Below are 23,115 nucleotides of genomic sequence, written 5' to 3'. Positions count from 1 at the left end.
CCCCGCTCTCCACCACGACCTCGAAGCCAAGCCCGACAAGGCGTTTCACCGTCTCCGGCGAAGCCCCAACCCGGCTCTCAATCGCGTCAATCTCTCTCGGTATGAATATCGTCTGGCCCACCGCTAGATCCTTTCGGCTGGAACCTTACCAAACGTAAGGTGCCGGACGCAGATAAACGCGTCGGCGCCTTACCAACGAAAAATACTCTGGACACTAACGGAGGCTGAAACCGCCGACGCACCCGTCCCTTTGGCTATGCCAAAGCCTGCCCTTGCCAGACAAATGACCGGCAAGGCTGCTGCGTGCGGCGCGTTCGCGTCTGTATTATCTGAAGCGAAAATCACCGGTTCCAACTCCCCCTAGGCTGGAACTATGACGACCGCGAAGGCCTCGCTGCCGTAGAAATCAGAATCAGCTGATATGGGCAGGCAGGTCGCGGAGCAGGAAGCCGCCAACGGCGACGAGCACCAGGAACAGCACAGTCGAGGAGAAGAAGCCGGCCGGGGTAAAGAAGCCGAACGCCATGGCGACCATCAGCGCGACGCAAACGAGCGTGGCGTATTTGGAGAGTTTGATGAAAAGATTGTAGGTGCCTTCATGCTCGGCGTAGTCCATCTGCGCGCCAAGTTCGACCGGGCCGGTCGGCGTGTTGTCAGCCATGAGAGTCCCTCCGGAAAACAAGTTCAAGCGCACATAGCGAAATGCGCGCTGCAGGGCAATGGTAAGATTGCCCACAGGCTGCGACAAGATAATCAATCAAAAGAGAAATCGGCCGCGCCACCCCAATCCGTCATGGCGCGTCGACCGCACGGCATCGGCCTGTGTTTCGATTCGCTGCTTCCGTCCGGCCTCCCGCGTTCCCCGGAAGAGCGTTCCGCCTTACATCTTGCACTCTTCGTTCATCGCCCACGGCGCGTGGGCCTCGGCGTACTTCCTTGCCTCCAGATCGGCCAGCGGCGCGATCATCTCGCGATCTGCGGTCAGCGGGTCGGACGCCTTGACGAATTTTGCGCCATCCCACGACAGCATCCATGCGGAGGCATGGCCGGCATGGTCGCCGCATGAGGTCGAGAACGTCCCGACCATCCCTTCCACGCCGATCGAGGCGAGCCTGTCGGCGTCGAGCTTCAGGTTTTCCAGCCCCCAGCGCAGCTGCTCGGCAGTGATGATCCTGGCGTCGAAGTGCTCCTGGGCCGCCTTGATCGCCTCGACCGACAGCATCGAGATCAGCACGCCGCGCTGGTAGAACAGTTGGTCGAGCTGTTCCGGCGGCGTCGGCGACTTGCCGGCCTCGACGACATATTTGCGGATGTCCTGCATGGCCCCGGCGTTCGGCGCCGGCAGGTTCCATGACAGCGTGCGATACCCCTTGCCGGCGTCGCCGATCGCCTTCAGGTCCTCGTCATGGCCCGCCCACCAGATGCCGACCAGCCTATCCATCGAAAAGCCGGTCTTGATCGCCTCGGCGAAGGCACCGGCATTCATCGCGCCCCAGCCCCACAACAGCACGAAATCCGGACGCTCGCTTTCGATCTTCTGCCATTGGGCCGACTGGCTCTGCATCTCCTTCACGCCGACCGGGATCGGCAGCAGGGTGAAGCCGAACGTGTCGGAATATTCCTGCAGCAACGGGATCGGCTCTTCGCCATAGGAGGCATCGAGGTGGAGAAGCACGATCTTCTTGCCGCGCAGACTGTCGAGATCGCCCCCCGAAATGCTCTTCAGCATCATCGAAGCGCCGTCCCAATAGGTGACCGGCGGGTTGAACGCCCAGGGAAACACCTTGCCCTCGGACAACGCCGAAAAGCCGTAGCCGGGGGCGAGCAGCGGCCGCTTGTCGGCGGCTGCCTTCGGCAGGATCGCCAGCGTGGCGCCGGGCGACGAGGGCTGGGTGAGGATGCTGGCAGCCTTGGTGCGCTCGTAGCACTCGGCTGCCTTGTCGGTGTTGAAGCCGGTCTCGCACTCGCTGTAGTCCAGCCTGATGCCGTTGACGCCGCCGTCGCGCTCGTTGAGCATCAGCATGTAGTCGCGCTGGCCGTCAGCCAGCGGCGTGCCTGCGGCGGCGTACGGGCCGGTGCGGAAGGCAAGGTTGGCGATGCCGATGGCGTCCTCGGCGAATGCCGGCGCTGCCAGCCCCGCCGCCAGCAGGATCGCGGGAAGAAGGGACCTGTGTCTCGACGTCGTCATTCTTCCCTGCTGTCGGTCTCGCCTGCCCGGCGACCTTACGCGAAGCTCAGGCGGCTTCGCGAAAATATTTCGCCGTCGGCAGGATGGTCAGCGGCGCCAGTTCGCCCAGCGGTGGCTTGCCGAACATCAGCCGCTGCTCCATCGGCGTCGACTTGAAGAAGGGGAAGCGCTGGAACGAGCGTTCGCGGATGGCGTTCACGTCGGCTCGATACAGAACCACCTTGTTGAACACGCCCGGATACGAGCGCGGCTCACTGATCCGCTCGGAATAATAGATGCGCTTGTAGAAGCCGGCGTGATCTTCACGAACTGTCGACAGGCAATAAGGCGCGTTGAAGTGGAAACACGCCATGCCTGCGAGGCGAAGCGTGATGTAGGGGATCTGAGGGTAGACGCGCGACCATTCGGGGTCGGATGCGAAACGGCTGGGGCAGATGAACGTCAGCCCCTTGGCCAGCATCGGCATGACAATGTCGCCGAATGCCTTGGTCGACGGTGACAAGGGCGTCGCCAGGGTGACGTGATGGATGCGTAGTGTGCTTACCAGGTGCTGGTCGACATAGACTCCGAAACGATACGCGTTGGGGGTCTCGTCCAACTCATCGTTGATCGTATGGCTCTCGTTGTCCGGGACCATATCGTTGGACCGGTACGATTTGTACCTCAGACGGTAGATGTCTTCGAGATCCTCGCCCTTGTCGCAACGGCGGTACTCGGTGCGCTCGAGCAAGCTCGAAACGTGCCGTGCAAATGACGACCCCGGTTCGGACGCACTGCTACTCTTGACGTCAGCGTCGCCGCCGGACGTCGCCTGATGAATGGTCATGGTATTCCCCGTAATTCCGCCCGACTTAAGGGTAGCGGAGGCCGGAGTTATGTAAAGATGAAAATCAAACTGTTCCTGTTTACCTTCCGTTAAGGTTAATAATTAACGGAAAATTAAGAAGTTTCGCGATTTCGGCGATGTATCCGCAGCCATTTTAGCGAGTGGCGGTGATCCGGGCGAGACCGATATCCTTGGCGAAGGGCCAGACGGTGTTCGACATCGTCTCGATACCGGACGAGGACAGCGCCGATCCGAACAGGAAACCCTGCACGAGGTCCGGCTGCACCTCGACGGCCAGGATCTTGAGCTGCTCGAAGGTCTCGACCCCTTCCACGGTGACGGTCAGCCCGAGCGGGCGCGACAGGTCGACGATGCCCTTCAGCAACTGCAGCGAGCGCGGGTTCTGACCGACGTCGGCGAGGAAGCTGCGGTCGATCTTGACCTTGTCGAGCGGCAGCTTGTGCAGATAGCTCAGGCTGGAATAGCCGGTGCCGAAATCGTCGAGCGCGATGCGCACGCCGATGCTCTTCAGTTCCTCGACATAGCTGCGCGTCAGCGACTTGTCGTCGAGCAGCGCGGTCTCGGTGACCTCGATCTCCAGCCGATGCGGCGCAAGGCCCGAGGCCGCCAGCGCGTCCCTCACCTTGTCGATGACGTCGCGGCTGCGGAAGTCCTTGGCAGACAGATTGACCGAGACGCTGATCTTGGCCGGCCATTTGGCGCATTCCGCACATGCCGCATGCAGCACGAACGTGCTGATGTCGGAGATGATGCCCATCTCTTCGGCGAGCGGAATGAAGGTGGCCGGCGAAACCGGCCCGAGCTCGGGGTGATCCCAGCGGCACAACGCCTCGCAGCTGGCGATCCGCATCGTGGCCATGGAAACGATCGGCTGGTAGACGACGCGCAGCGCGCCGGCCTCGACGGCGTTGCGCAGATCGGCCTTCATCAGCTGGCGGCTGCGGAAGGCAGCGTCCATCACCGCCTCGAACAGGTGCCAGCTGTTCTTGCCAAGGTCCTTGGCCTTGTAGAGCGCGAGATCCGCCTTGACGATCATCCCGTCGACCTCGGAGTCGCGCACCTGTCCCAGGACGGCGCCACCGCTCGCCTGGATGCGCAGGGCATGGCCGGCGACGTCGACCTCGCCCTGCATCTCGGCGAAGATCCGGTCGAGCTCCGCCGTTAGGTGCGCCTCGTCGTCGACCCTGTCGAAATAGATCATGAATTCGTCGCCGCCGAAGCGACTGACCTTGATATTGTCGCTGGCAAACGCTGCAAGCCGTTCCGCCACGGCATAGATCAATCCATCGCCGACGGGATGGCCGAGCGTGTCGTTGACGCTCTTGAAGTCGTCGAGGTCGAGGACGGCAAGGGCGCAGAGCCGGTCGCGGTCGCCGGCATGGATGCATTCCGCGACGACCTCGTGGAAATAGGCCCGGTTGGGCAGGCCGGTCAGGCTGTCGTAGCGCGCCATGAACCGGATCTTCTCCTCCGCCGCGACGCGGGAGGTCACGTCCTCGAAGGTGATGACGCCGAGCTCCTGGCTGCCTTCGCGGGCGGAAAACTCCAGGCATTGGCCATTGGCTAGAGCAACCAGGACCTTGCGGTCCTTGCCTTCGCGCAGCGCCCTCGTCAGCTGGGCCTCGATGTAGCGGCAATCCTTCAGCGCAAGCTGGCCGCCGGCCACGCCGCGCATCAGCAGGCCATGTATCGAGCGGCCGAGCAGCGCCTCCGGCGACTTGACCGACATCAGATGCGCGGCCTCGGCATTGGCGACCGCCACGCGTCCGTCCGGGCCAAGCATGACCAGCCCATGCGACATGGTGTTGAGCGCACGGTTGAAGCGCTGCGCCAGGCGATTGGCCTTCTTCTCTTCCGAAACGGCGGTGAACAGCACGTCTCGGACCGTATTGGCGAATTTTCGGATCGCAAAGAGGAACGGCGCCGACAGCAGGCCCAGGAAGACATGGTAAGCGTCGCCGCGCAGCAGGAACCCGAGCGAGATTGGCCACGTCAGGGCGATGATCAGGATGATCACCATACGCGGTGAGCCGTAGTTGCGACCGGCGATGGACGTAGCCGTGGCGAGCGTCACGCAAACTGAGGCGATTTCGGCAAATGTGTCATACGCAAAGTAAATGCCCGCAAGACAAAATGCGCCCAGCGTTGCGCCGTGAAGCGAGCCGTAAAGAATGTAGTCGTTCTCGCGCTGGTGCGCTTCTTCCCACGTCGTTGGAGACGGCAGCCTGTTGTATTTGCGGAAGTTTCGCAGCCGCAGGGTGGCAACCAGCACCATCAGCAGCGCCACCACGAGATAGAGCGGATGAGCGGTCTTCCACCACACGACGCCGATCAGCAGCGTCTGCGCAACCATACCGATAGCCAGCGTCGAGCCGTCGCGGAAAAGCGTTTCCACGAATGGTATGTAGACGTCGACCGGTATCTCGTTGTTTCTTCTGCGCATCCGAGGCCTGCCTAGGAGGCCAAGGACTGCCACATCCGCCTTAAGAAAGGCTTAGAAACCCCGCGCTGCCAGCGTCTGCTTGCGCATCGGGCGCCGAATAGAGCTGCTACCTTAGGTTCAGGTAAACAAGTGGTATCAACTATTCGGCGGCTTGAAGCTCAGTTCTTGCCGGCGGCGTGTTCAATCTTGCGACCAGACGCTCGCGCTCGCCCGCAGCCTTTTCGACGCTGGCGTGCTTGACGTGGCCATAGCCGCGGATCAGTTGCGGCACCGACGCGAGGCCCGTTGCCGCCTCGATGTTGTCGCCCGTCAGCGCGCCCCGGATCATCTCCAGATCGGCTTCGTAGCGGTCGAGCAGCTGCCGCTCCATGCGGCGCTCGGCGGTGTAGCCGAAGATGTCGAACGCGGTGCCGCGCAGCCACTTCAGCGCCGAAAGCAGCCTGAAGCCCTTCATCATCCACGCACCGAAATTCGACTTGCGCGGCACGCCGTCCGCCCCCTTGCGGCCAAGGATCGGGGGCGCGAGATGGAACTCGAGCCGGTCGTAATCCTGGAACTGCCTGGCCAGTTCGCGCTTGAACGAGCCGTCGGTATAGAGCCGCGCGACCTCGTATTCGTCCTTGATCGCCATCAGCTTGAACAAGGAGCGCGCTGCCGCTTCCGCGACAACGGTCGATCCGGGTCTGGCCCTGTCCTCGGCAGCGCGGAGCGACGCGATGCGCCCGACATAGCGTTCGGCGTAGGCGGCGTTCTGATAGGCTGTCAGGAATTCGGCGCGGCGCGCAATCACCTGGTCGAGGGTTTGCGCCACCGCAGGTTCCGCGCCACGGCCGGAACGGTCGATCATCGCGCGGACGAACTCCGGCTCATGCGCAGCACGTCGGCCCCAGCGGAAGGCGGCAACGTTCATCGCCACCGCTTCGCCGTTGAGCCCGATCGCCTTTTCGATCGCCTCGGACGACAGCGGCAAACCGCCATGCTGGAAGGCGAAGCCGAGCATGAACATGTTGGCGCCGAGCGAATTGCCGAACAGGGCGGCGGCCGTGCGGGTGGCGTCAAAGAAGTGCGCCCTGGTATCCCCTGCCGCCTCCTTGATGGTCTTCTTGAGCCGCTCGGTGGGCAGCGAGAAATCGGCCGACCGGGTGAACTCCCCGGGCATGATCTCGGCGGTATTGGCAACGAAGATGGTGTGATTTTCGCGGACCGCCGCCAGCACCTTCTTGGCGCCCGAAACGACGAGGTCGCAGCCCAGGATCAGGTCTGCCTTGCCGGCCGAAACGCGGATGGCGTTGATGTCTTCAGGCGTGCGCGCGATGCGGACATGGGTGAACACCGAGCCGCCCTTCTGGGCGAGGCCGGCCATGTCGATCATGCCGCAGCCCTTGCCTTCGAGATGGGCGGCCATGCCGAGCACGGCACCCACGGTCACGACGCCGGTGCCGCCGACGCCATCGATGATCGCCGCCCAGCCGTCGCGGTCGAGCGTGAACTCCCTCGCCGCCGGCACTCCCTCGAGCGGGTCGCTGGTGCCGGCGATGCCGTCGGCCTTGCGGATCTTGGCACCATGGACCGTCACGAAGGACGGGCAGAAGCCGTTGACGCAGGAAAAATCCTTGTTGCAGCTCGACTGGTCGATCTTGCGCTTGCGGCCGAACTCGGTCTCGACGGGCTGGATGGAGACGCAGCTCGACTTGACGCCGCAGTCGCCGCAGCCTTCGCAGACCAGTTCGTTGATGAACACGCGCTTGTCGGGATCGGGGAAGGTGCCGCGCTTGCGCCGGCGCCGTTTTTCCGCGGCGCAAGTCTGGTCGTAGAGCAGGACGGTGACGCCCTTGATGTCGCGCAGTTCGCGCTGGACGAGGTCGAGATCGTCGCGGTGATGGAAGGTGGCACCGACGGGAAACTGCGAACGCCCGTCATATTTACCCGGCTCGTCGGTGACCACCGCGATGCGCTCGACGCCCTCGGCGCGCACCTGGCGGGCGATCATGTCGACGGTCAGGCTGCCCTCGTGCGGCTGGCCGCCGGTCATGGCGACGGCATCGTTGTAGAGGATCTTGTAGGTGATGTTGGCATCCGACGCGAGCGCGAAGCGGATCGCCAGCGTGCCCGAATGGTTGTAGGTGCCGTCGCCGAGATTCTGGAAGATGTGCCCGCGCTTGGTGAACGGCGCCTGGCCGACCCACTGCGCGCCCTCCCCACCCATGGCGGTGAAGCCGATGGTGCTGCGGTCCATCCACAAGGACATGAAGTGGCAGCCGATGCCGGCGCCAGCGATCGAGCCCTCCGGCACTTTGGTCGACGTGTTGTGCGGGCAGCCCGAGCAGAAGAACGGCGTCCGCGAGGCCACGTCCTTGGTGTCGGCAAGCATCGCCTGGTACTGGCGCAGCCGGCTGACGTGGGCGGCAATCTCTTCCGACGGGCCTATAACCTTGAGGATGCGCTCGCCCAGCGCGATGGCGATGTCGTTGGGGTCGAGCGCGCCCTTGGCCGGAAACAGCCAGTCGCCGCGCTCGTCGCGCTTGCCGACCACCTTCGGCTGCATCGAGGTGCCATACAGCTCCTCGCGCACCTGGGTCTCGAGCAGCGAGCGCTTTTCCTCGACGACGACGATCATCTCGAGGCCGCTGGCGAAGTCCCTGATGTGCTCGATGTCGAGCGGCCAGGGACAGCCGACCTTGAACAGCCGGATGCCGAGCTGGTTGGCCCGCGCCTCGTCGATGCCGAGGTCGTCGAGCGCCTGGCGCACGTCGAGGAAGCTCTTGCCGACGGTCATGATGCCGATCTTCGGCTTGCGGCCGCCGGAATAGACGAGGCGGTTGATGCCGTTGGCGCGGATGAAGGCAGCGGCGGCGGCCCGCTTGTATTCGTGCAACCGCGCTTCCTGGCCGAGCTGGTCGAGCTCGTGGCGGATGTTGAGCCCGCCGGGCGGCATGTCGAATTCAGGGATGACGATGTTGAGGCGACCGAGCGAGGCGTCGACGGAAGCTGTCGATTCGATGTTGTCCTTGACGCATTTGATCGCCGCCCAGGTGCCTGCGAAACGCGACAGCGCAAAGCCGTAGAGGCCGTAGTCGATGAGTTCCTGCACCCCGCCCGGATTGAGGATCGGGATCATCGTGTCGACGAACAGGAACTCGGTAGCATGCGCGTTGGTCGAGGATTCGGCGGTGTGGTCGTCGCCCATCAGCGCCAGCACGCCGCCCTTCTTCGACGATCCCGCAAGGTTGGCGTGGCGGAACACGTCGCCCGAACGGTCGACGCCCGGGCCCTTGCCGTACCAGATCGAAAAGACGCCGTCATGCTTGCCCTCGCCGAGCAGTTCGGTCTGCTGCGAGCCCCACACGGCAGTCGCCGCCAGCTCCTCATTGAGGCCGGGCTGGAAGACGATGTTGGACTGGGCAAGCTGCTTCTTGGCCTTCCACAGCTGCAGGTCGAGGCCACCGAGCGGCGAACCGCGATACCCTGAGACGAAACCCGCCGTGTCGAGGCCGGCAAGCCGGTCGCGCTCTCGCTGCATCAGCAGCATCCGGATGACCGCCTGCGCGCCGGAGAGGAAGATCCGCTCCTTGCCGAGATCGAACTTGTCATCGAGAGCGACGTCGTGAAGCGTCATCAGCATTTCCTGTGCCCGAACCGGCCCCCGATTCGGGCGGCTGACCTTGGGTAGCTTAGGGATAGCTTTTCCGGGCACGGCTGTCGCGTCAAACGAATTTCTTTGCACGGGGAAAAGAACAATCAAAGATGCTTTTGGCGGCTTGCCGCGAAGCAATCTGAACGCAACGGGCTACCGCGCGCGAATATTAGAGCTGCCGCCCCGGCTCAGGCCGGAGGTGGGCAGTTCACGCCGCGCCCCTGTGGCAGGCGACCGTCCGGATGTCCCTTGACCTCGGGATTGAGATCGTAGAACGGGCCGACGACCAGCGGCTTGTCGGGCACCATCGACTGGTCCTGAGACGAGACCATCGTCGTCTCGATCAGTTGCATCTGCTCGCCCTTCGCGCCCTCGATGACGATCGACACCTTGTAGGGCCGGTCCTTGACCACGCATTCGAGCGGCGGGCTTTCGATCGTCACCTTCTCGCTCAGCGGCCAGATCTTCTGGCGCACGGCGATCGCCTGGCCGCCTGCGGGGTTTTCGAAACTCGCCACCGCGACTTCGCCCTCGCCGGCCGGTTTGAGTGGCCTCAACGTCACCATGTAGCGCACGGTGGCGACACGGTAGTTGAACACGAACAGGCGGCCGGACAGTTCGAAATGTTCGCCCTCGCCGCCGCTGTCACGGCAACCGGCCAGCGCCAAAAGTGCCAATCCGGCAAGCGCTGCGGCACTGCGCAAGAATTTTCGCTCAGACATTCTCCACCTCCTCCTTGCGCCGGCTGTAGTGACGCCTGGCCTTCTGGCGGTTGCCGCAGACGGCCATGTCGCACCACAGCCGGCTGCCGTTGCGACTGCGGTCGACGAACAGCCAGTTGCAGTTCGGACATATCCTGAGCCGGGAAAGCGCATCGGACGACATCAGCGACAGCGCCGAAACGGCAATTGCGGCCTCGAAGGCAAGCGGTTCCGCAGCGAGGCCAAAGGGCGCAGCGGAACTCAGGATCTCATGCGATCCGGCGAGCCCTTGGGCACAAGCGTCGAGGAACGCGGGCAAATCGGCTGATGCCAGCGTGCCCGCCGCGGCAGCGCCGCGGAAAAGCCGGTCGGTTGTCTCGCGGATGGCGATGACCTTGCCGGCGATCGCGTGCGGGTCGACTGCGGCAAGCGCCCTGCCCTTCAGTTCGTCGGCGCGAAACGTCGTCGCCGCGACTGCGAAGCGGGCGATCTCGACCGGATCGTCGAAGCGATCGAAGCCGCGCTCGGCGTCGCCGCGCAGCACGACCGTGTTGGCGGTATCGAGCGCAAGCACGCCGCCGGAAAACCGATGTCGGGTCCAGGAAACTGACATGCCTCAAATCTAACTGGTAAAGCCAGTTTGACAAGTTAGATTCGAGAGCGCAACGTCTGGCCGGTGCGGAACCTACCGCCCGGCCGGACAGCGCATGCTCTATTTCCTGCAGCAACTCCTCAACGGCGTGCATTCGGCAGCGATCTACGCCTTGCTGGCCTTCGGCTATGCGCTCGGCAACGGCCTGCTCCGGCGCACCAACCTCGCTTATGGCGGCATCTTTGCCTTCTGCGGCCAGACCATGATCCTCGCCGCCGTCTATGGCTGGCAGGTACTGTGGCTGACCCTGCCGGCGACAATCGCATTCGGCACCCTGGTGGCAATTGCCTATGCCGGTTTCGTCACCCGGCTGCTGTCGCGTTCCGTGCTTGCCCCCCTTGCCAACCGTTCGCCCAATGCGGTCGTCGCCGCCACGCTCGGCCTGCTCATCGTCCTGATGGAGGTCAGCCGCATCGCCGCCGACACCCACGACTACTGGCTGCCGCCGATGCTGGCGACGCCGGTTGTCTTCGCCGCCCAGGGCGGGTTCCTGGCGACCCTGACGGTCATTCAGCTGGTCAACACGGCGATTGCAGCCACGATCGTCACCGGCGGCGCGATCCATCTGGCGCGTTCGCGCTTCGGCCGCCACTGGCGCGCGGTATCGGACGATCCGCTCGCTGCCGAGCTTTGCGGCATCCACACCGGCCGCATCTTCCATCGCGCGCTACTCTATGGCGGGTTCTGCGCCGGCGCGGCCGGCATCCTGGCCGCGCTCTATTATGGCAATATCGGTTTCGGCGCCGGCCTCGTCTACGGCCTGAAGATCCTGTTCATCACAGCCGTCGGCGGCTACTACGCACCCGGCAAGGCAGCACTCGGTGCCGCCGCCTTCGGCATGGTCGAGGCGCTGTGGGCCGGCTATTTCCCGATCGAATGGCGCGACGCCTGGATGTATGGCCTGCTGGCCGCCATGCTGGTGCTGGCCGGCGATCGCCGGGACGCGCCCGGCACGGTCTGAAAGCGCCGGATTTCGCCTGCGACTTTGGTTGTATGCCGCAGCGTCACGGAAGCTTTTCCCCTGTTTTCACGCCTTCGCGGCGGTTGACGCCATAGCGCTGTTATGTTGACGCGGCCCCCATGACCGGCATACCCATGGACAACGGGAACGCCGGAAAAAGAACGTCGGGGGACAACGGCTGCCCCATCAAAAATCAGGGAGGAATGCATGGCAGGGCTGCTCGCTCTATCCAGAGCCATTGACCGCATAAACGAGGCGATCGGCAAGATGGTCGCCTGGGCGATCCTGGTCGCCATCCTCGTCAGTGCGGGTAACGCAATCGTCCGCAAGGCGTTCAACATGTCGTCCAACTCCTGGCTGGAGCTGCAGTGGTACCTGTTCGGCGCCGCCTTCATGCTGGCCGCCGCCTACACGCTCAAACAGAACGAGCACATTCGCATCGACGTCGTCTACGGCATGTTCTCGCGCCGCGTGCAGCACTGGATCGACCTGCTCGGCCACCTGCTATTCCTGATGCCCTTCGTGCTGCTGATGATCTTCTACTTCGTCCCCTATGTCAGCCTGTCGTTCCGCTCCGGCGAGGTGTCGTCGAGCGCCGGCGGCCTGATCCTGTGGCCGGCCAAGGCGCTGCTGCTGATCGGCTTCGTGCAGCTCGGCTTCCAGGGCATTTCGGAGATCATCAAGAAGATCGCCATCATGCGCGGCGACATGGAAGATCCCAACCCCTTCATCTCCGCCCACGAGGCCGCCGAGCTCGAAGGCAAGGCGCTCGCCGACGAGGTGCGCTCATGATCGAATTCATCGCCCAGAACATGGCGCCGATCATGTTCTTCTCGCTGATCATCTTCATGCTGCTCGGCTATCCCGTCACCTTCTCGCTTGCCGCCAACGGGTTGCTGTTCTTCCTCATCGGCGTCGAGCTGGCGCCGATCTCCAACGGCACCATCAACCTGTCCTGGCCGCTGCTCTACGCCCTGCCGGAACGTTTCTGGGGGGTGATGTCGAACGAGACGCTGCTGGCGATCCCGTTCTTCACCTTCATGGGCATCGTGCTCGAACGTTCCGGCATGGCCGAGGACCTGCTTGACACCATCGGCCAGCTGTTCGGACCGATCCGCGGCGGCCTGGCCTATGCGGTGATCTTCGTCGGCGCCCTGCTCGCCGCGACCACCGGCGTGGTTGCCGCCTCGGTCATCGCCATGGGCCTGATCTCGCTGCCGATCATGCTGCGCTACGGCTATGACCGTCGCCTCGCCTCGGGCGTCATTGCCGCGTCGGGCACGTTGGCACAGATCATCCCGCCCTCGCTCGTGCTCATCGTGCTCGCCGACCAGCTCGGCCGCTCCGTCGGCGACATGTACAAGGGCGCGCTGATCCCCGGCCTGGTGCTGACCGGCCTCTACATGCTCTATATCCTGATCATGTCGATCGTCCGGCCGAAGTCGATGCCGGCCCTGCCGCTGGAGGCCCGCACGCTCGGCCATGGCGTGATGTCGCTGTTCGTGGCCCTGGCGGTCGCTGCCGTCATCGCCTATGCGGCGCACGTCTATCTGTCGCCCACCCACGGCGCCAACGCCGACATCCTCGGTGCCTGCGTCGGCGTCATCTTCATCTATGTCGTCGCCATCGCCGACCGCGGCCTGAAGTTCAACATGATGTCGCGGCTGGCCCAGCAGGTCATCATCGTGCTGATCCCGCCGCTGGCGCTGATCTTCCTGGTTCTGGGCACCATCTTCCTCGGCATCGCCACCCCAACGGAAGGCGGCGCCATGGGTTCGGTCGGCGCGCTCATCATGGCCGCCGTCAAGGGCCGGCTCAACTTCGACGTCGTCAAGCAGGCGCTGGCCTCGACCACGCGGCTGTCGTCCTTCGTCATCTTCATCCTGATCGGCGCCCGCGTCTTCTCGCTCACCTTCTACGGCGTCAACGGCCATCTCTGGGTCGAGCACCTCTTGGTGTCGCTGCCCGGCGGCGAAGTCGGCTTCCTCATCGCCGTCAACGTGCTGGTCTTCCTGCTCGCTTTCTTCCTCGACTTCTTCGAACTGGCCTTCATCGTCGTGCCGCTGCTGGCACCGGCCGCCGACAAGCTCGGCATTGACCTGATCTGGTTCGGCGTGCTGCTCGGCGTCAACATGCAGACCAGTTTCATGCACCCGCCCTTCGGCTTCGCGCTGTTCTACCTGCGTTCGGTCGCGGCGCGCGTGCCCTATCTCGACAAGATCACCGGCAAGAACATCCAGCCGGTGACGACGGGGCAGATCTACTGGGGCGCCGTTCCCTTCGTCTGCATCCAGGTCATCATGATCGGCCTGACCATCGCCTTCCCGCAGATGGTGATGCACTACAAGGGCCCGACGGTCGATCCGGGCAGCATCGAGATCAAGATGCCCGACATGCCGAGCCTCGACGGCGGATTCGGCCTGCCGCCGCTCGGCGCACCCGCCCAGCCGGGAACGGCACCGGGCACGGCACCCGCCCCGGCCCAGCCGGCGGCTCCGGACCTGTCCAAGCCGCCAAGCTTTAACTGACCAGGCAGACAAGCAGAAAGGGCGCCCCGATGGGCGCCCTTTCCTGTTTCGGCCTTGGCTGCGGACAAAGAAAAACCCCGGGTCGAAGCCCGAGGTTTCCTCAATGGATGCGGGTCAGCTCAGAGCTTGCCGCCGCGCTGCTGGACCATCATGAAGGTGTCGTAGTTGTATTCGGCGACCTGCATGTTGAGGTAGTAGTCCTTGCGGAAGGCCTTGATCGATTCCCAGGTCTTCTTGAAGGTCGGATTGCCTGCCTCGATCTCGGCATAGGTCTGGTTCGCCGCGTCGAACGATGCCGACATGATCTCGGGGCTGAATGGCCTGAGCTGCGCGCCGGCAGCGACCAGGCGCTTCAGGGCCGCGGTGTTGAGCCAGTCGTAGGCGGACAGCATGTTGGCGTCAGCCGCCTGGGCCGCCACCTTGAGCACCGACTGGTACTGCTTCGGCAGCTCGTCGAACTTGGCCTTGTTGAACAGGGCGTGCACGGTCGGGCCGCCTTCCCACCAGCCGGGGTAGTAGTAGAACGGAGCAACCTTGACGAAGCCGAGCTTCTCGTCGTCGAACGGTCCGACGAACTCGGCAGCATCGATCGTGCCCTTTTCGAGCGCCGGGTAGATGTCGCCGCCGGCGAGCTGCTGGGGAACGACGCCGAGGCGTTCGAGAACCTTGCCGGCAAAGCCGCCGACGCGGAACTTCAGGCCCTGGAGGTCGGCGACGGTGTTGATCTCCTTGCGGAACCAGCCGCCCATCTGGACGCCGGTATTGCCGGCCGGGAAGCCGACGATGCCCTGGGTTCCGAGGAACTCATTGAACAGGTCGATGCCGCCGCCCTGGTAGTGCCAGGCATTGATGCCACGCGCGTTGAGCGAGAAGGGCACCGCCGAGCCGAGCGCCCAGGTCGGGTCCTTGCCCCAGAAATAGTAGCAGACCGTGTGCGCGGCTTCGATGGTGCCGGCGGTGACGGCGTCCGCCACCTGCAGCGCGGGAACGATTTCGCCTGCCGCGAAAACCTGTATCTGGAAATTGCCGTCCGTGACGTCGGACACATATTTCGAAAGCGTCAGTGCGCCGCCGAAGATCGTGTCGGAGAGCGACTTCGGGAACGACGACGCCAGGCGCCACGTGACCTTTGGATTGGACTGGGCAATTGCCGGTGCGGCAAGCGTCGCGGCAGCCGCCGCTGCCCCCACGCCGGTCGCGCCAGCTTTTCTGATAAATGAACGGCGATCCATCAAAATCCTCCCATGCTGGACCGAAAGAACCTATGCGACGCTGGGGAAATTTTGGCCTCCCACCACTACGCCGCCCGCGACAATACACGGCGAAGGGTGCGAGTAAAGCGCGCCCGGCGGTGCGCCCGGAGTTTGGCCTAGGAAAACGCTGCGGCAGCCCAAGCATCTAAAACTATAGTCTAATCCCGATTTCCGGCCGCATGCGTGGCCCACAAACTTGTGTTGGAAAACAGCCATCCGATCGCCTATTTTACGGGCAAGGAAACAGCTCGCTTCCCACAAGGGTTTGAACCTCATCATGCACCAGCCGCTCGTCGCCGTGTCGTCAGACGTCAAGCAGTTCGAGAACTACACCTGGCATGCGGTGCCCCAGCAATATCTCGAGGCAGCGATCACCGGGGCAGGCGTGCTGCCGGTGCTGGTGCCGTCCTTCGGCGACCGGCTCGACCTCGACGAGCTTCTGTCGTCCGTCGACGGCGTCATGCTGACCGGCTCCAAGTCGAACGTCGACCCGCGCCTTTATGGCGAGGAGGCGACCGAGGCCAACGGCCCTTACGACTTCGCCCGCGACTCCACCACCATGCCGCTGATCCGCAAGGCGATCGAGCGCGGCGTGCCGCTGCTCGCCATCTGCCGCGGCATCCAGGAACTCAACGTCGCGCTCGGCGGCTCGCTCGGCACCGAGATCCAAGAGCGTGAGGGCATTGCCGACCATCGCGCGCCGGTCAGCGACAACCAGGACGAACGCTTCGCCATCCGCCAGGTGGCGACGATCAAGCCGGGCAGTTGCCTGGCAGGCGTATTCGGACCCGGCGATATCATGGTCAACTCGGTCCACCGCCAGGCCATCGAGCGGCTTGGCCCCAAGCTCCAGGTCGAGGCCGTCGCCCCCGACGGCACGGTGGAGGCGGTGTCGGTGCGCGATTCCAGGGCCTTCGCCGTCGGCGTGCAATGGCATCCCGAATACTGGGTGAAGTCCGACGACGTCTCGCAGCGCATCTTCAAGGCGTTCGGCGATGCCGCCCGCGCCCATGCCGTCGCCCGCCAGGCGGCGAGGGCGGCGGCGGAGTAGGCTCGCAAGGCGCAGCGCTTTGGGAGCGTGGCAGGCGCGCCCGGCGCGCCCTCGTGGTTCGACAGGCTCACCATGAGGGATACGGAGGCGTGGCGCCTACATCGTGCGACTTCAGTATCTTGAAGCTGGCCCGCACCCACCCTGACCTTGGTCCAGGTGATGCCCTCCCAAACCCTCATGGTGAGCCTGTCGAACCATGAAACTTGAGCCGGCGCTCCGATCCCCTTCGCAGCCAATTGCACTCGGCCGCGCCTCCCGATGCGGCTCCGTCCCCCAGCTATCGCACGACCGGACTAGCCGCGTTCCTTCGGCCTGCCGGTCGACTGCCGGACATGCAACTCGGGCTTGATCAGTTCCTGCGACGGCCGCACCGACTGGCCGTTGAGCTTGTCGAGCAGCGCGCTCGCGGCGCGGCGGCCGACCTCGCGCTGGCCGTTCCACACCGTGGTCAGGGCCGGCGTCGCGATCTGCGCTTCCTCGAGGTCGTCATAGCCGGTGACCGACACGTCGATGCCTGGCACGAGGCCGGCGCGGGCGATGCCATTCATCAGGCCGATGGCGACGAGGTCGTTCCAGCAGCAGGCTGCGGTCGGCTTGTCCTTGAGCGCCAGGAACTGCCCGGCCGCCTCGAAGCCGCCCTGCTTGGTGCGTGGGCCGGCGATGCGCCACGACGGCAGCACTTCGAGCCCGGCCGCCTCCATGGCGTTGACATAGCCCTGGTAGCGGTGGCGGCCGGTCGAGGTCTGGTCGGTGCCGCCGATCATGGCGATGCGCTTGTGCCCGAGCGAAATCAGGTGGTTGGTGGCAAGTGCCGTGCCATAGGCGTCGTCGCCGCGGAACACCGGCACTTCCGCGCCCTCGACCGAGCGCGCGATCAGCACCGCCGGCAGGCCGTTTTCCTCGGCCATGATGATGTCCTCGGCCGGCGTGCCGATGGCCGGCGACATGATCACGCCGTCGGCGCCGAGTTGCAGCAGCGTGTCGACGAAGGTGCGCTGCTTCTCCAGGTCGTCATAGTGGTTGGACAGGATGAAGGTCTGCCGGCTGCGGTCGAGTTCGCTCTCGATGGAGCGCAGGATCTCGGCGTAGAACGGGTTCATGATGTCGTGCACGACGACACCGACGATGCCCGAGCGCGACGTGCGCAGGCTGGCCGCACGGCGATTGTAGATGTAACCGATCTCGCGAGCGTGCTGCTTGATGCGGTCGCGTGTGGAATCGGCGACGAGCGGACTGTCACGCAGCGCAAGCGACACGGTGGCGGTCGAAACGCCGAGCGCGTCGGCAATCGTCGAAAGCTTGATCTTCTGAGCCAGCGGGCCCTCCATCCGCAAGCGTGAACGGACGGTCTTTTAAACCGTTTAAAGCCGTATGCCATTGTTCAACGGCAAATCAAAGCTTTTTTGCCAGCTCCTCGGCTTCCGCATTCGGCGCGGCGCGGTTCCTGACCCGCAGCTTGTGCTCGCGGTGGATGATGTAGAGGCCGCTGCCGACGATGATCGCAGCGCCGGCGAGCGTGTAGCGGTCGGGCAACTGGTCGAAGACCAGCCAGCCGAGGATGATCATCCAGACCATCTGCAGATAGGGGTATGGCGCAAGTGCGGTGGCGGTGGCGCGCTGGTAGGCCTTGATCAGCAGCCAGTGACCGAAACCGCCGAACACGCCGAGGCCGAACAGCACCAGCCAGTCGTAGAGATGGGCAGGCATCGAGCCGGCGAGCGGCACGGCGGGCAGCATGAAGACCGCCGGAACGACAGCCGAATAGAGGATCAGGCTCTCGGCCGTTTCGCGGCTGCCCATCTGCCTCGTCATGATGGTGTAGAGCGACGAACTCAGCATCGCGCAGATCGAAAACAGGTGGCCGATGCCGAAACCGCCGAAGCCCGGCCGGGTGATGACGATCACGCCGATGAAGCCGACAGAGACGGCGAGCCAGCGCCGCCAGCCGGCCCATTCGCCGAGCAGCGGCCCGGCGAGCGCGGTGATCACCATCGGGCTGGCGAAGTTGATCGACACCGTCTCGGCGAGTTGCAGCGTCTGCAGCGCCATGAAGTTGAAGATGGTCGAGCCGAACATGAACACGGCGCGCAGGATCTGCAGCCATATGCTCTGCGGCACCAGGCGCTCGGGCCGCCTCCAGGCCCTGAACAGCACCATGACGAGAACCGCATGGACCGCGAAACGCACCCAGGTGACGAAGGGAGCGGCCATGCCGGACGTCACCAGGTGCTTGGCGCTGGTGTCGAGGAAGGAAAAGACCAGGCCGGAAGCGAATATCAGCAGGATCGCCGATGACGGCGTTGCAGTCTCTGCTGGTTTTTGAGGAGTCACGCTGGCAGGCCGGATAGGACGGAGAATCCCTCGCTATTGCGCCAATAGGCGCCGCCCGGCAAGGCAAAATTCGCGGGTACGGCGCATGAAGCGCCTATTCCGCCGCTTCGGCTTCTGCTTCGGGCTCCACCTCGGCAGCGCCCTCGACGTCGGCAGCCGCCTCTTCGTCGATGAGCGTCAGGTCCGACAGGTTGGCCTCGATGCGCAGGAGAAGCTTGGACAGCTGCTTCAGGTCCTTCTTGTCGAAACCCTTGAGAGCCTGCTTTTCGGTCTTCTTGACCGATTTCTCGACGGCGCGGATGGCATCGTGGCCGGATTCGGTGAGGAAGATGTGGGCCTGGCGGGCATCGGTATCCGAGGCGCGCTTCTCAAGGAATCCCTGCGCCTGCAGCCGGTTGATGGTCTTGGTGATCGTCGGCGGGCGCACGCCGAGCCGCGAGGCGAGTTGGCCGGGTGTCTGGCCGTCCTCGTCGTGCAGCGACAGCATGATCTGGTCCTGGCCGGCATAGAAGCCGTGGGCAAGCAGCCGTGCGGCAAGCGAGGTGCGCGCCAGCCGGGCCACCTGGTGAAGCCGGCTCATCGCCGCGCCTTTGTTGGACTTGGACATCCGCCCTCTCCTGCGCCACGCCCCCGTGCCGTAGTGGCCGAGAATAGTTGCTGCGTAGCCCTTGGCAATCGACCCTGCGGGAGATTGTTGCCGTCACGCTTTGCCGGCAACCCATCCGCATGAGCGCTATTGCCAGACGGATGTTACAGTTCGATGACAGATACCCTTCGCCGGCAAATTTCCGGGCGCGGCCCTTACCCCGCCCGTTTCACCGCGACGATCATCAGCGCCTCGTAGGCCGCCGCAACCTCCCGGACCGCGCTTTGCACGCCCTCGCCGGCGCGACGCAGGATGCCGTCGTCGGCGTTCGTCGTGTCGCGTGCCCCGCTGCGCTGGTTGTAGGGCGCGACGGTGGTGAAGATATGCTCGCTGAGGTCGTCGGGAAAGAACATCTGGCCGGTCATCGCGCTGCCCTCCATCGGGAACGCCTTGAAATGGATATGCGTGGTGCGGCCGCGATACCAGCCGGGATAGATTGTCTTGAAGGCGGCGATGCCGTCCTTGCCGGTGCGCTGCCAGCCACGCAGGAATTTTTCGCCGGTAGTGTCGACGTCGCGGCCGTCGCCCTGGCCGGGATAGCCGGAGTAGTGGCCGGTCGCGTCGCAATGCCAGAGGTCGACGCGCGCACCCTCGATCGGCACGCAGGCCTCGTCGACGACCTGCAGGCGCACCGTCAGAGCCACGCCCTCGCGTCCTTCGGTGATCTCGCCGCGCTCCAGCGCCGGATCGAAATAATAGGGCCCCTCGGTCGTTTCCGGCGTGATCGCGCACACCCCGGCCTCGGGCATGAGCAACGAGGCGCCGCCTGCCGGCGAAGCCTGCTGGGCGAACAGCTGGACCGGCACCAGCGCGCCGCCACCGGCGGTCACTGCGATCAGGCCGAGCGCCCGGCGGCGGCTCAGTGTGCTGGAAAAAGATGCTTTCGGCATCGTCGTCTGTCTCCGAAAATGGGTCGGCAAGCCCCTTGCCCGGCCATCAATCTAGGCACTGCCCGGCCGCCATCCCAATGAAACTTCCGTAATGTGCGCAACGCGCTGCCGTGATGCCGTTTGAGACGTGCAAAAGCCTTTCCGGCATCCTATATGGAGCCTCTATTCGATCCCGAGGACGACCATGACCGAAGCTCAGACCCAAATCCCCGTCACCGTGCTGACCGGCTATCTCGGCTCCGGCAAGACGACCCTGCTCAACCGCATCCTGTCGGAGAACCACGGCAAGCGTTATGCGGTCATCGTCAACGAGTTCGGCGAGATCGGCATCGACAACGACCTGATCGTGGAATCCGACGAGGAAATCTACGAGATGAACAATGGCTGCGTCTGCTGCACCGTGCGCGGCGACCTGATCCGCGTCGTCGAGGGCCTGATGCGCCGTCCCGGCCGCTTCGACGCCATCGTCGTCGAGACCACCGGCCTTGCCGACCCGGTGCCGGTCGCCCAGACCTTCTTCATGGACGAGGACGTGCGCGCCAAGACCAAGCTCGACGCCGTCGTCGCCCTGGTCGACGCCAAGCACCTGCCGCTGCGCCTCAAGGACAGCCGCGAGGCCGAGGACCAGATCGCCTTTGCCGACGTCGTCGTCCTGAACAAGACCGACCTGGTCAACGCCGATGAGCTGCGCGACGTCGAAGCCGCCGTCCGCGCCATCAACCCTTCGGCCAGGATCCATCGCACCACCCGCGCCGGCGTTGCCCTCGACCAGGTGCTCGACCGCGGCGCCTTCGATTTGAAGCGCGTGCTGGCCGACGATCCGCATTTCCTCGACGCCCATGATCATGACCACGACCATGAATGCGGCCCGAACTGCGACCACGACCACCATCATCACCACCACGATCATGATCACGATCACCACCACCATGACCATCACGATCACGACCATGGCGCCGTGTCGCCGATCCATGACGTGACGGTGCAGTCGGTGTCGCTGCGCGGCGGCGAGATGGATTCCAAGAAGTTCTTCCCCTGGATCGAGAAGATCACCCAGATGGAAGGCCCGAACATTCTGCGCCTGAAGGGCATCATCGCCATCAAGGACGATCCGGACCGCTACGTCATCCAGGGCGTGCACATGATCATCGAGGGCGACCACCAGCGCGCCTGGAAGGACGACGAGAAGCACGAAAGCCGGCTGGTGTTCATCGGCCGCGAACTCGACGCCGAGCGCCTCAAGCGCAGCTTCGAGGCCTGCCAGGCGGCGTAAGGCCGCCAAACTAGTTACCGGATATTCTGCCCCTCATCCGACCCTGAGCTTGTCGAAGGGCCGGCACCTTCTCCCCGTAAATGACGGGGAGAAGGAAGATGGCCGCAATGCCGACGCCCCCCTCGCCCCGCTTGCGGGGAGAGGGTAAGGGTGAGGGGCAAAGATACATCGAAGACGGAACCAGCCTTTCTCATGCCCACAGTCGCCCCGTTTGATCTCGAAGGCCATTGCATCGCTGCTGCCTTCATCGACAACATCCCCTTCTTCGCACTCGCCGACGGCATGGTGCACTGGCTCGACCACGGCCAGAAATCGGTCAAGCTGCATGACGGCCTGCTGTCGGCGACGACCAGCGCCGGCAACGACCTGCTGATCACGGGCGGCGAGGACGGCAAGGTGATGTCGCTGGGATCGTCGGGCACCGCCCAGGAACTCGCCAGCGCCGGCAAGAAGTGGGTCACCGCTGTCGCCTCGGGCCCGCAGGGCGCCGTCGCCTATGCCAGCGGTCGCAATGCCTGGGTGCGCTTCGCCGACGGCAAGACCAAGGAATTCGTTCACCCGCGCTCTGTCGAGGGCGTCGCCTTTTCGCCCAAGGGCATGCGCATCGGCATTGCCCGCTACAATGGCGCGACGCTGCATTTCCCCGCCGCCGAGGGCAAGCCGGTGGAACTGGAATGGGCGGGCGCCCATACCGGAATCACGTTTTCGCCCGACGGCGCCTTCCTCGTCACCACGATGCAGGAAAACGCGCTGCACGGCTGGAAGCTGGTCGATGGCAAACACATGCGCATGACCGGCTACCCCGCCAAGGTGAAGAGCCTGTCATGGAGCGCCAAGGGCAAGTGGCTGGCAAGCTCCGGCGCGCCCGCCGCCATCGTCTGGCCGTTCAGCGGCAAGGACGGCCCGATGGGCAAGGCGCCGCTCGAACTCGGCACCCGCGGCAATTCCATGGTGACGTCGGTCTGCTGCCATCCCAGCGAAGACATCGTCGCCATCGGCTATGACGACGGCATGGTGATGGCAGTACGTTTCGCCGACTCCAAGGAGGTGCTGTTGCGCCGCCCCGGCAAGGGCGCCATTACCGCAATGGCCTGGGACAAGGACGAGCGCCGCCTCGCCTTCGGCAGTGCCACCGGCGACTGCGGCGTCATCGACATCGCCGGCTAGAAACTCCAGGGAGACCGTGAAACGTCTTCCGTTCGAAGCAACGTCACCCCTCAATTCAGCCGGCGCGGACAACCCTCGCCGGCTTGCGCCGGAGCGCCAGGCCGTCGCGCATGTTGAGCGACAGAAGCGTAATGTTGATCGCACCCGCGATCAGTTCCAGCCCCTGCACGACGACGAAACCCGCATCGAAGCGGCCGGCTTCGGCCCAGCCGGCGAGCACATAGGCCGAGGGCAGCAGCACCAGAAGCCCGTTGGCGGCAACGATGCGCATGCGGCGCTTCTTCTGCTGCACGATCGGGCTCCTCCAACCTTTGCCGAGCGAGAAGCCCGAGGCGCCGGCGATCATCATGGCCGGGATCAGCACCACCATGCCGGCAAGGATGGCTGCCTTGACCATGGCTATGGTTTCGGCGTTGCCGCTGAGTTCGGCCGCGGCCGTGGAAATCCAGAAACAGGTGACCGTGATCAAGGCGACCGTCCCGGCCGCCGCATGGAGCTTCGCTTTCATTGTCGAGCCTCCGATTTGGATAGCAAGCTATATATCATTGCA

General features: G+C 64.3%; 20 protein-coding genes. 6 read left to right on the top strand and 14 right to left on the bottom strand.

All coding sequences use genetic code 11. The annotated features are described in order from the left end of the window. The 8 genes from GGR00_RS23115 to GGR00_RS23080 form a co-directional block, all read right to left on the bottom strand. Positions 1-121 (bottom strand): hypothetical protein (locus tag GGR00_RS23115; protein WP_184701395.1); only part of this gene is annotated, 121 nt, incomplete at its 3' end. A gap of 291 nt (positions 122-412) precedes the next feature. Then, positions 413-661, bottom strand: coding sequence for an aa3-type cytochrome c oxidase subunit IV (locus GGR00_RS23110; RefSeq protein WP_055979903.1), 249 nt, complete (start codon positions 659-661; stop codon positions 413-415). Positions 662-880: 219 nt separating this feature from the next. Then, on the bottom strand, positions 881-2,188 hold the full coding sequence (locus GGR00_RS23105) for an ABC transporter substrate-binding protein (protein WP_184701393.1): 1,308 nt from the start codon (positions 2,186-2,188) through the stop codon (positions 881-883). 46 nt (positions 2,189-2,234) lie between these two features. Further along, a complete protein-coding gene (locus GGR00_RS23100; RefSeq protein ID WP_055979909.1) occupies positions 2,235-3,014 on the bottom strand; it encodes an N-acyl amino acid synthase FeeM domain-containing protein in 780 nt (259 codons plus the stop codon). 154 nt (positions 3,015-3,168) lie between these two features. Continuing rightward, a complete protein-coding gene (locus tag GGR00_RS23095; RefSeq protein ID WP_055979912.1) occupies positions 3,169-5,478 on the bottom strand; it encodes a putative bifunctional diguanylate cyclase/phosphodiesterase in 2,310 nt (769 codons plus the stop codon). Between the two features lie 139 nt (positions 5,479-5,617). After that, on the bottom strand, positions 5,618-9,094 hold the full coding sequence (locus GGR00_RS23090) for an indolepyruvate ferredoxin oxidoreductase family protein (RefSeq protein WP_184701391.1): 3,477 nt from the start codon (positions 9,092-9,094) through the stop codon (positions 5,618-5,620). A gap of 206 nt (positions 9,095-9,300) precedes the next feature. After that, positions 9,301-9,834, bottom strand: coding sequence for a hypothetical protein (locus GGR00_RS23085; protein WP_055979914.1), 534 nt, complete (start codon positions 9,832-9,834; stop codon positions 9,301-9,303). After that, positions 9,827-10,426: a CGNR zinc finger domain-containing protein gene (locus GGR00_RS23080; protein ID WP_055979917.1), complete on the bottom strand. Its 600-nt coding sequence runs from the start codon at positions 10,424-10,426 to the stop codon at positions 9,827-9,829. The genes GGR00_RS23085 and GGR00_RS23080 overlap by 8 nt, the downstream gene beginning before the upstream one ends. A 94-nt stretch (positions 10,427-10,520) precedes the next feature. On the opposite strand from GGR00_RS23080, the gene GGR00_RS23075 reads away from it, so the two are divergent. The 3 genes from GGR00_RS23075 (at position 10,521) to GGR00_RS23065 (ending at position 13,954) form a co-directional block, all read left to right on the top strand. Next, positions 10,521-11,426: a branched-chain amino acid ABC transporter permease gene (locus GGR00_RS23075; protein ID WP_184701389.1), complete on the top strand. Its 906-nt coding sequence runs from the start codon at positions 10,521-10,523 to the stop codon at positions 11,424-11,426. 207 nt (positions 11,427-11,633) lie between these two features. After that, positions 11,634-12,218: a TRAP transporter small permease subunit gene (locus GGR00_RS23070; RefSeq protein ID WP_055979923.1), complete on the top strand. Its 585-nt coding sequence runs from the start codon at positions 11,634-11,636 to the stop codon at positions 12,216-12,218. After that, a complete protein-coding gene (locus tag GGR00_RS23065) occupies positions 12,215-13,954 on the top strand; it encodes a TRAP transporter large permease (RefSeq protein ID WP_210315114.1) in 1,740 nt (579 codons plus the stop codon). The genes GGR00_RS23070 and GGR00_RS23065 overlap by 4 nt, the downstream gene beginning before the upstream one ends. Before the next feature lie 119 nt (positions 13,955-14,073). Here the strand turns inward: GGR00_RS23065 and GGR00_RS23060 are convergent, their stop codons facing one another. Next, positions 14,074-15,186, bottom strand: coding sequence for a TRAP transporter substrate-binding protein (locus tag GGR00_RS23060; RefSeq protein WP_055979929.1), 1,113 nt, complete (start codon positions 15,184-15,186; stop codon positions 14,074-14,076). A 298-nt stretch (positions 15,187-15,484) separates the two neighbouring features. Here GGR00_RS23060 and GGR00_RS23055 point away from each other — a divergent pair, with 298 nt between their 5' ends. Next, positions 15,485-16,258, top strand: coding sequence for a gamma-glutamyl-gamma-aminobutyrate hydrolase family protein (locus tag GGR00_RS23055; protein WP_184701387.1), 774 nt, complete (start codon positions 15,485-15,487; stop codon positions 16,256-16,258). 293 nt (positions 16,259-16,551) lie between these two features. Here the strand turns inward: GGR00_RS23055 and GGR00_RS23050 are convergent, their stop codons facing one another. The 4 genes from GGR00_RS23050 to GGR00_RS23035 all read right to left on the bottom strand — a co-directional run bounded on the left by GGR00_RS23050 (position 16,552) and on the right by GGR00_RS23035 (position 20,125). Further along, entirely contained in the window at positions 16,552-17,586 is a 1,035-nt protein-coding gene (locus GGR00_RS23050; RefSeq protein WP_055979932.1) for a LacI family DNA-binding transcriptional regulator, read from the bottom strand. 64 nt (positions 17,587-17,650) lie between these two features. Next, positions 17,651-18,589: an EamA family transporter gene (locus GGR00_RS23045; protein WP_184701385.1), complete on the bottom strand. Its 939-nt coding sequence runs from the start codon at positions 18,587-18,589 to the stop codon at positions 17,651-17,653. 94 nt (positions 18,590-18,683) lie between these two features. After that, positions 18,684-19,196, bottom strand: coding sequence for a MarR family winged helix-turn-helix transcriptional regulator (locus GGR00_RS23040; protein WP_184701383.1), 513 nt, complete (start codon positions 19,194-19,196; stop codon positions 18,684-18,686). Positions 19,197-19,390: 194 nt separating this feature from the next. Beyond that, a complete protein-coding gene (locus tag GGR00_RS23035; protein WP_184701382.1) occupies positions 19,391-20,125 on the bottom strand; it encodes an intradiol ring-cleavage dioxygenase in 735 nt (244 codons plus the stop codon). Between the two features lie 184 nt (positions 20,126-20,309). Between GGR00_RS23035 and GGR00_RS23030 the strand changes: the two genes are divergently transcribed. Then, positions 20,310-21,398, top strand: coding sequence for a CobW family GTP-binding protein (locus GGR00_RS23030; RefSeq protein ID WP_184701380.1), 1,089 nt, complete (start codon positions 20,310-20,312; stop codon positions 21,396-21,398). A 192-nt stretch (positions 21,399-21,590) separates the two neighbouring features. Beyond that, the gene (locus GGR00_RS23025; RefSeq protein ID WP_055979944.1) at positions 21,591-22,565 is read left to right on the top strand and encodes a WD40 repeat domain-containing protein; all 975 of its coding nucleotides are present in this window, start codon (positions 21,591-21,593) and stop codon (positions 22,563-22,565) included. Between the two features lie 55 nt (positions 22,566-22,620). On the opposite strand, the gene GGR00_RS23020 is transcribed toward GGR00_RS23025, so the two are convergent. Beyond that, entirely contained in the window at positions 22,621-23,073 is a 453-nt protein-coding gene (locus GGR00_RS23020; protein WP_184701378.1) for a hypothetical protein, read from the bottom strand. Positions 23,074-23,115 lie beyond the last annotated feature (42 nt).

The sequence above is a fragment of the Aminobacter aganoensis genome (assembly GCF_014206975.1).
In the GTDB taxonomy this organism is placed as follows: domain Bacteria; phylum Pseudomonadota; class Alphaproteobacteria; order Rhizobiales; family Rhizobiaceae; genus Aminobacter; species Aminobacter aganoensis.
Note: the sequence above shows the minus strand (reverse complement) of the source record. Positions and strands in the feature narration are given on the sequence as shown.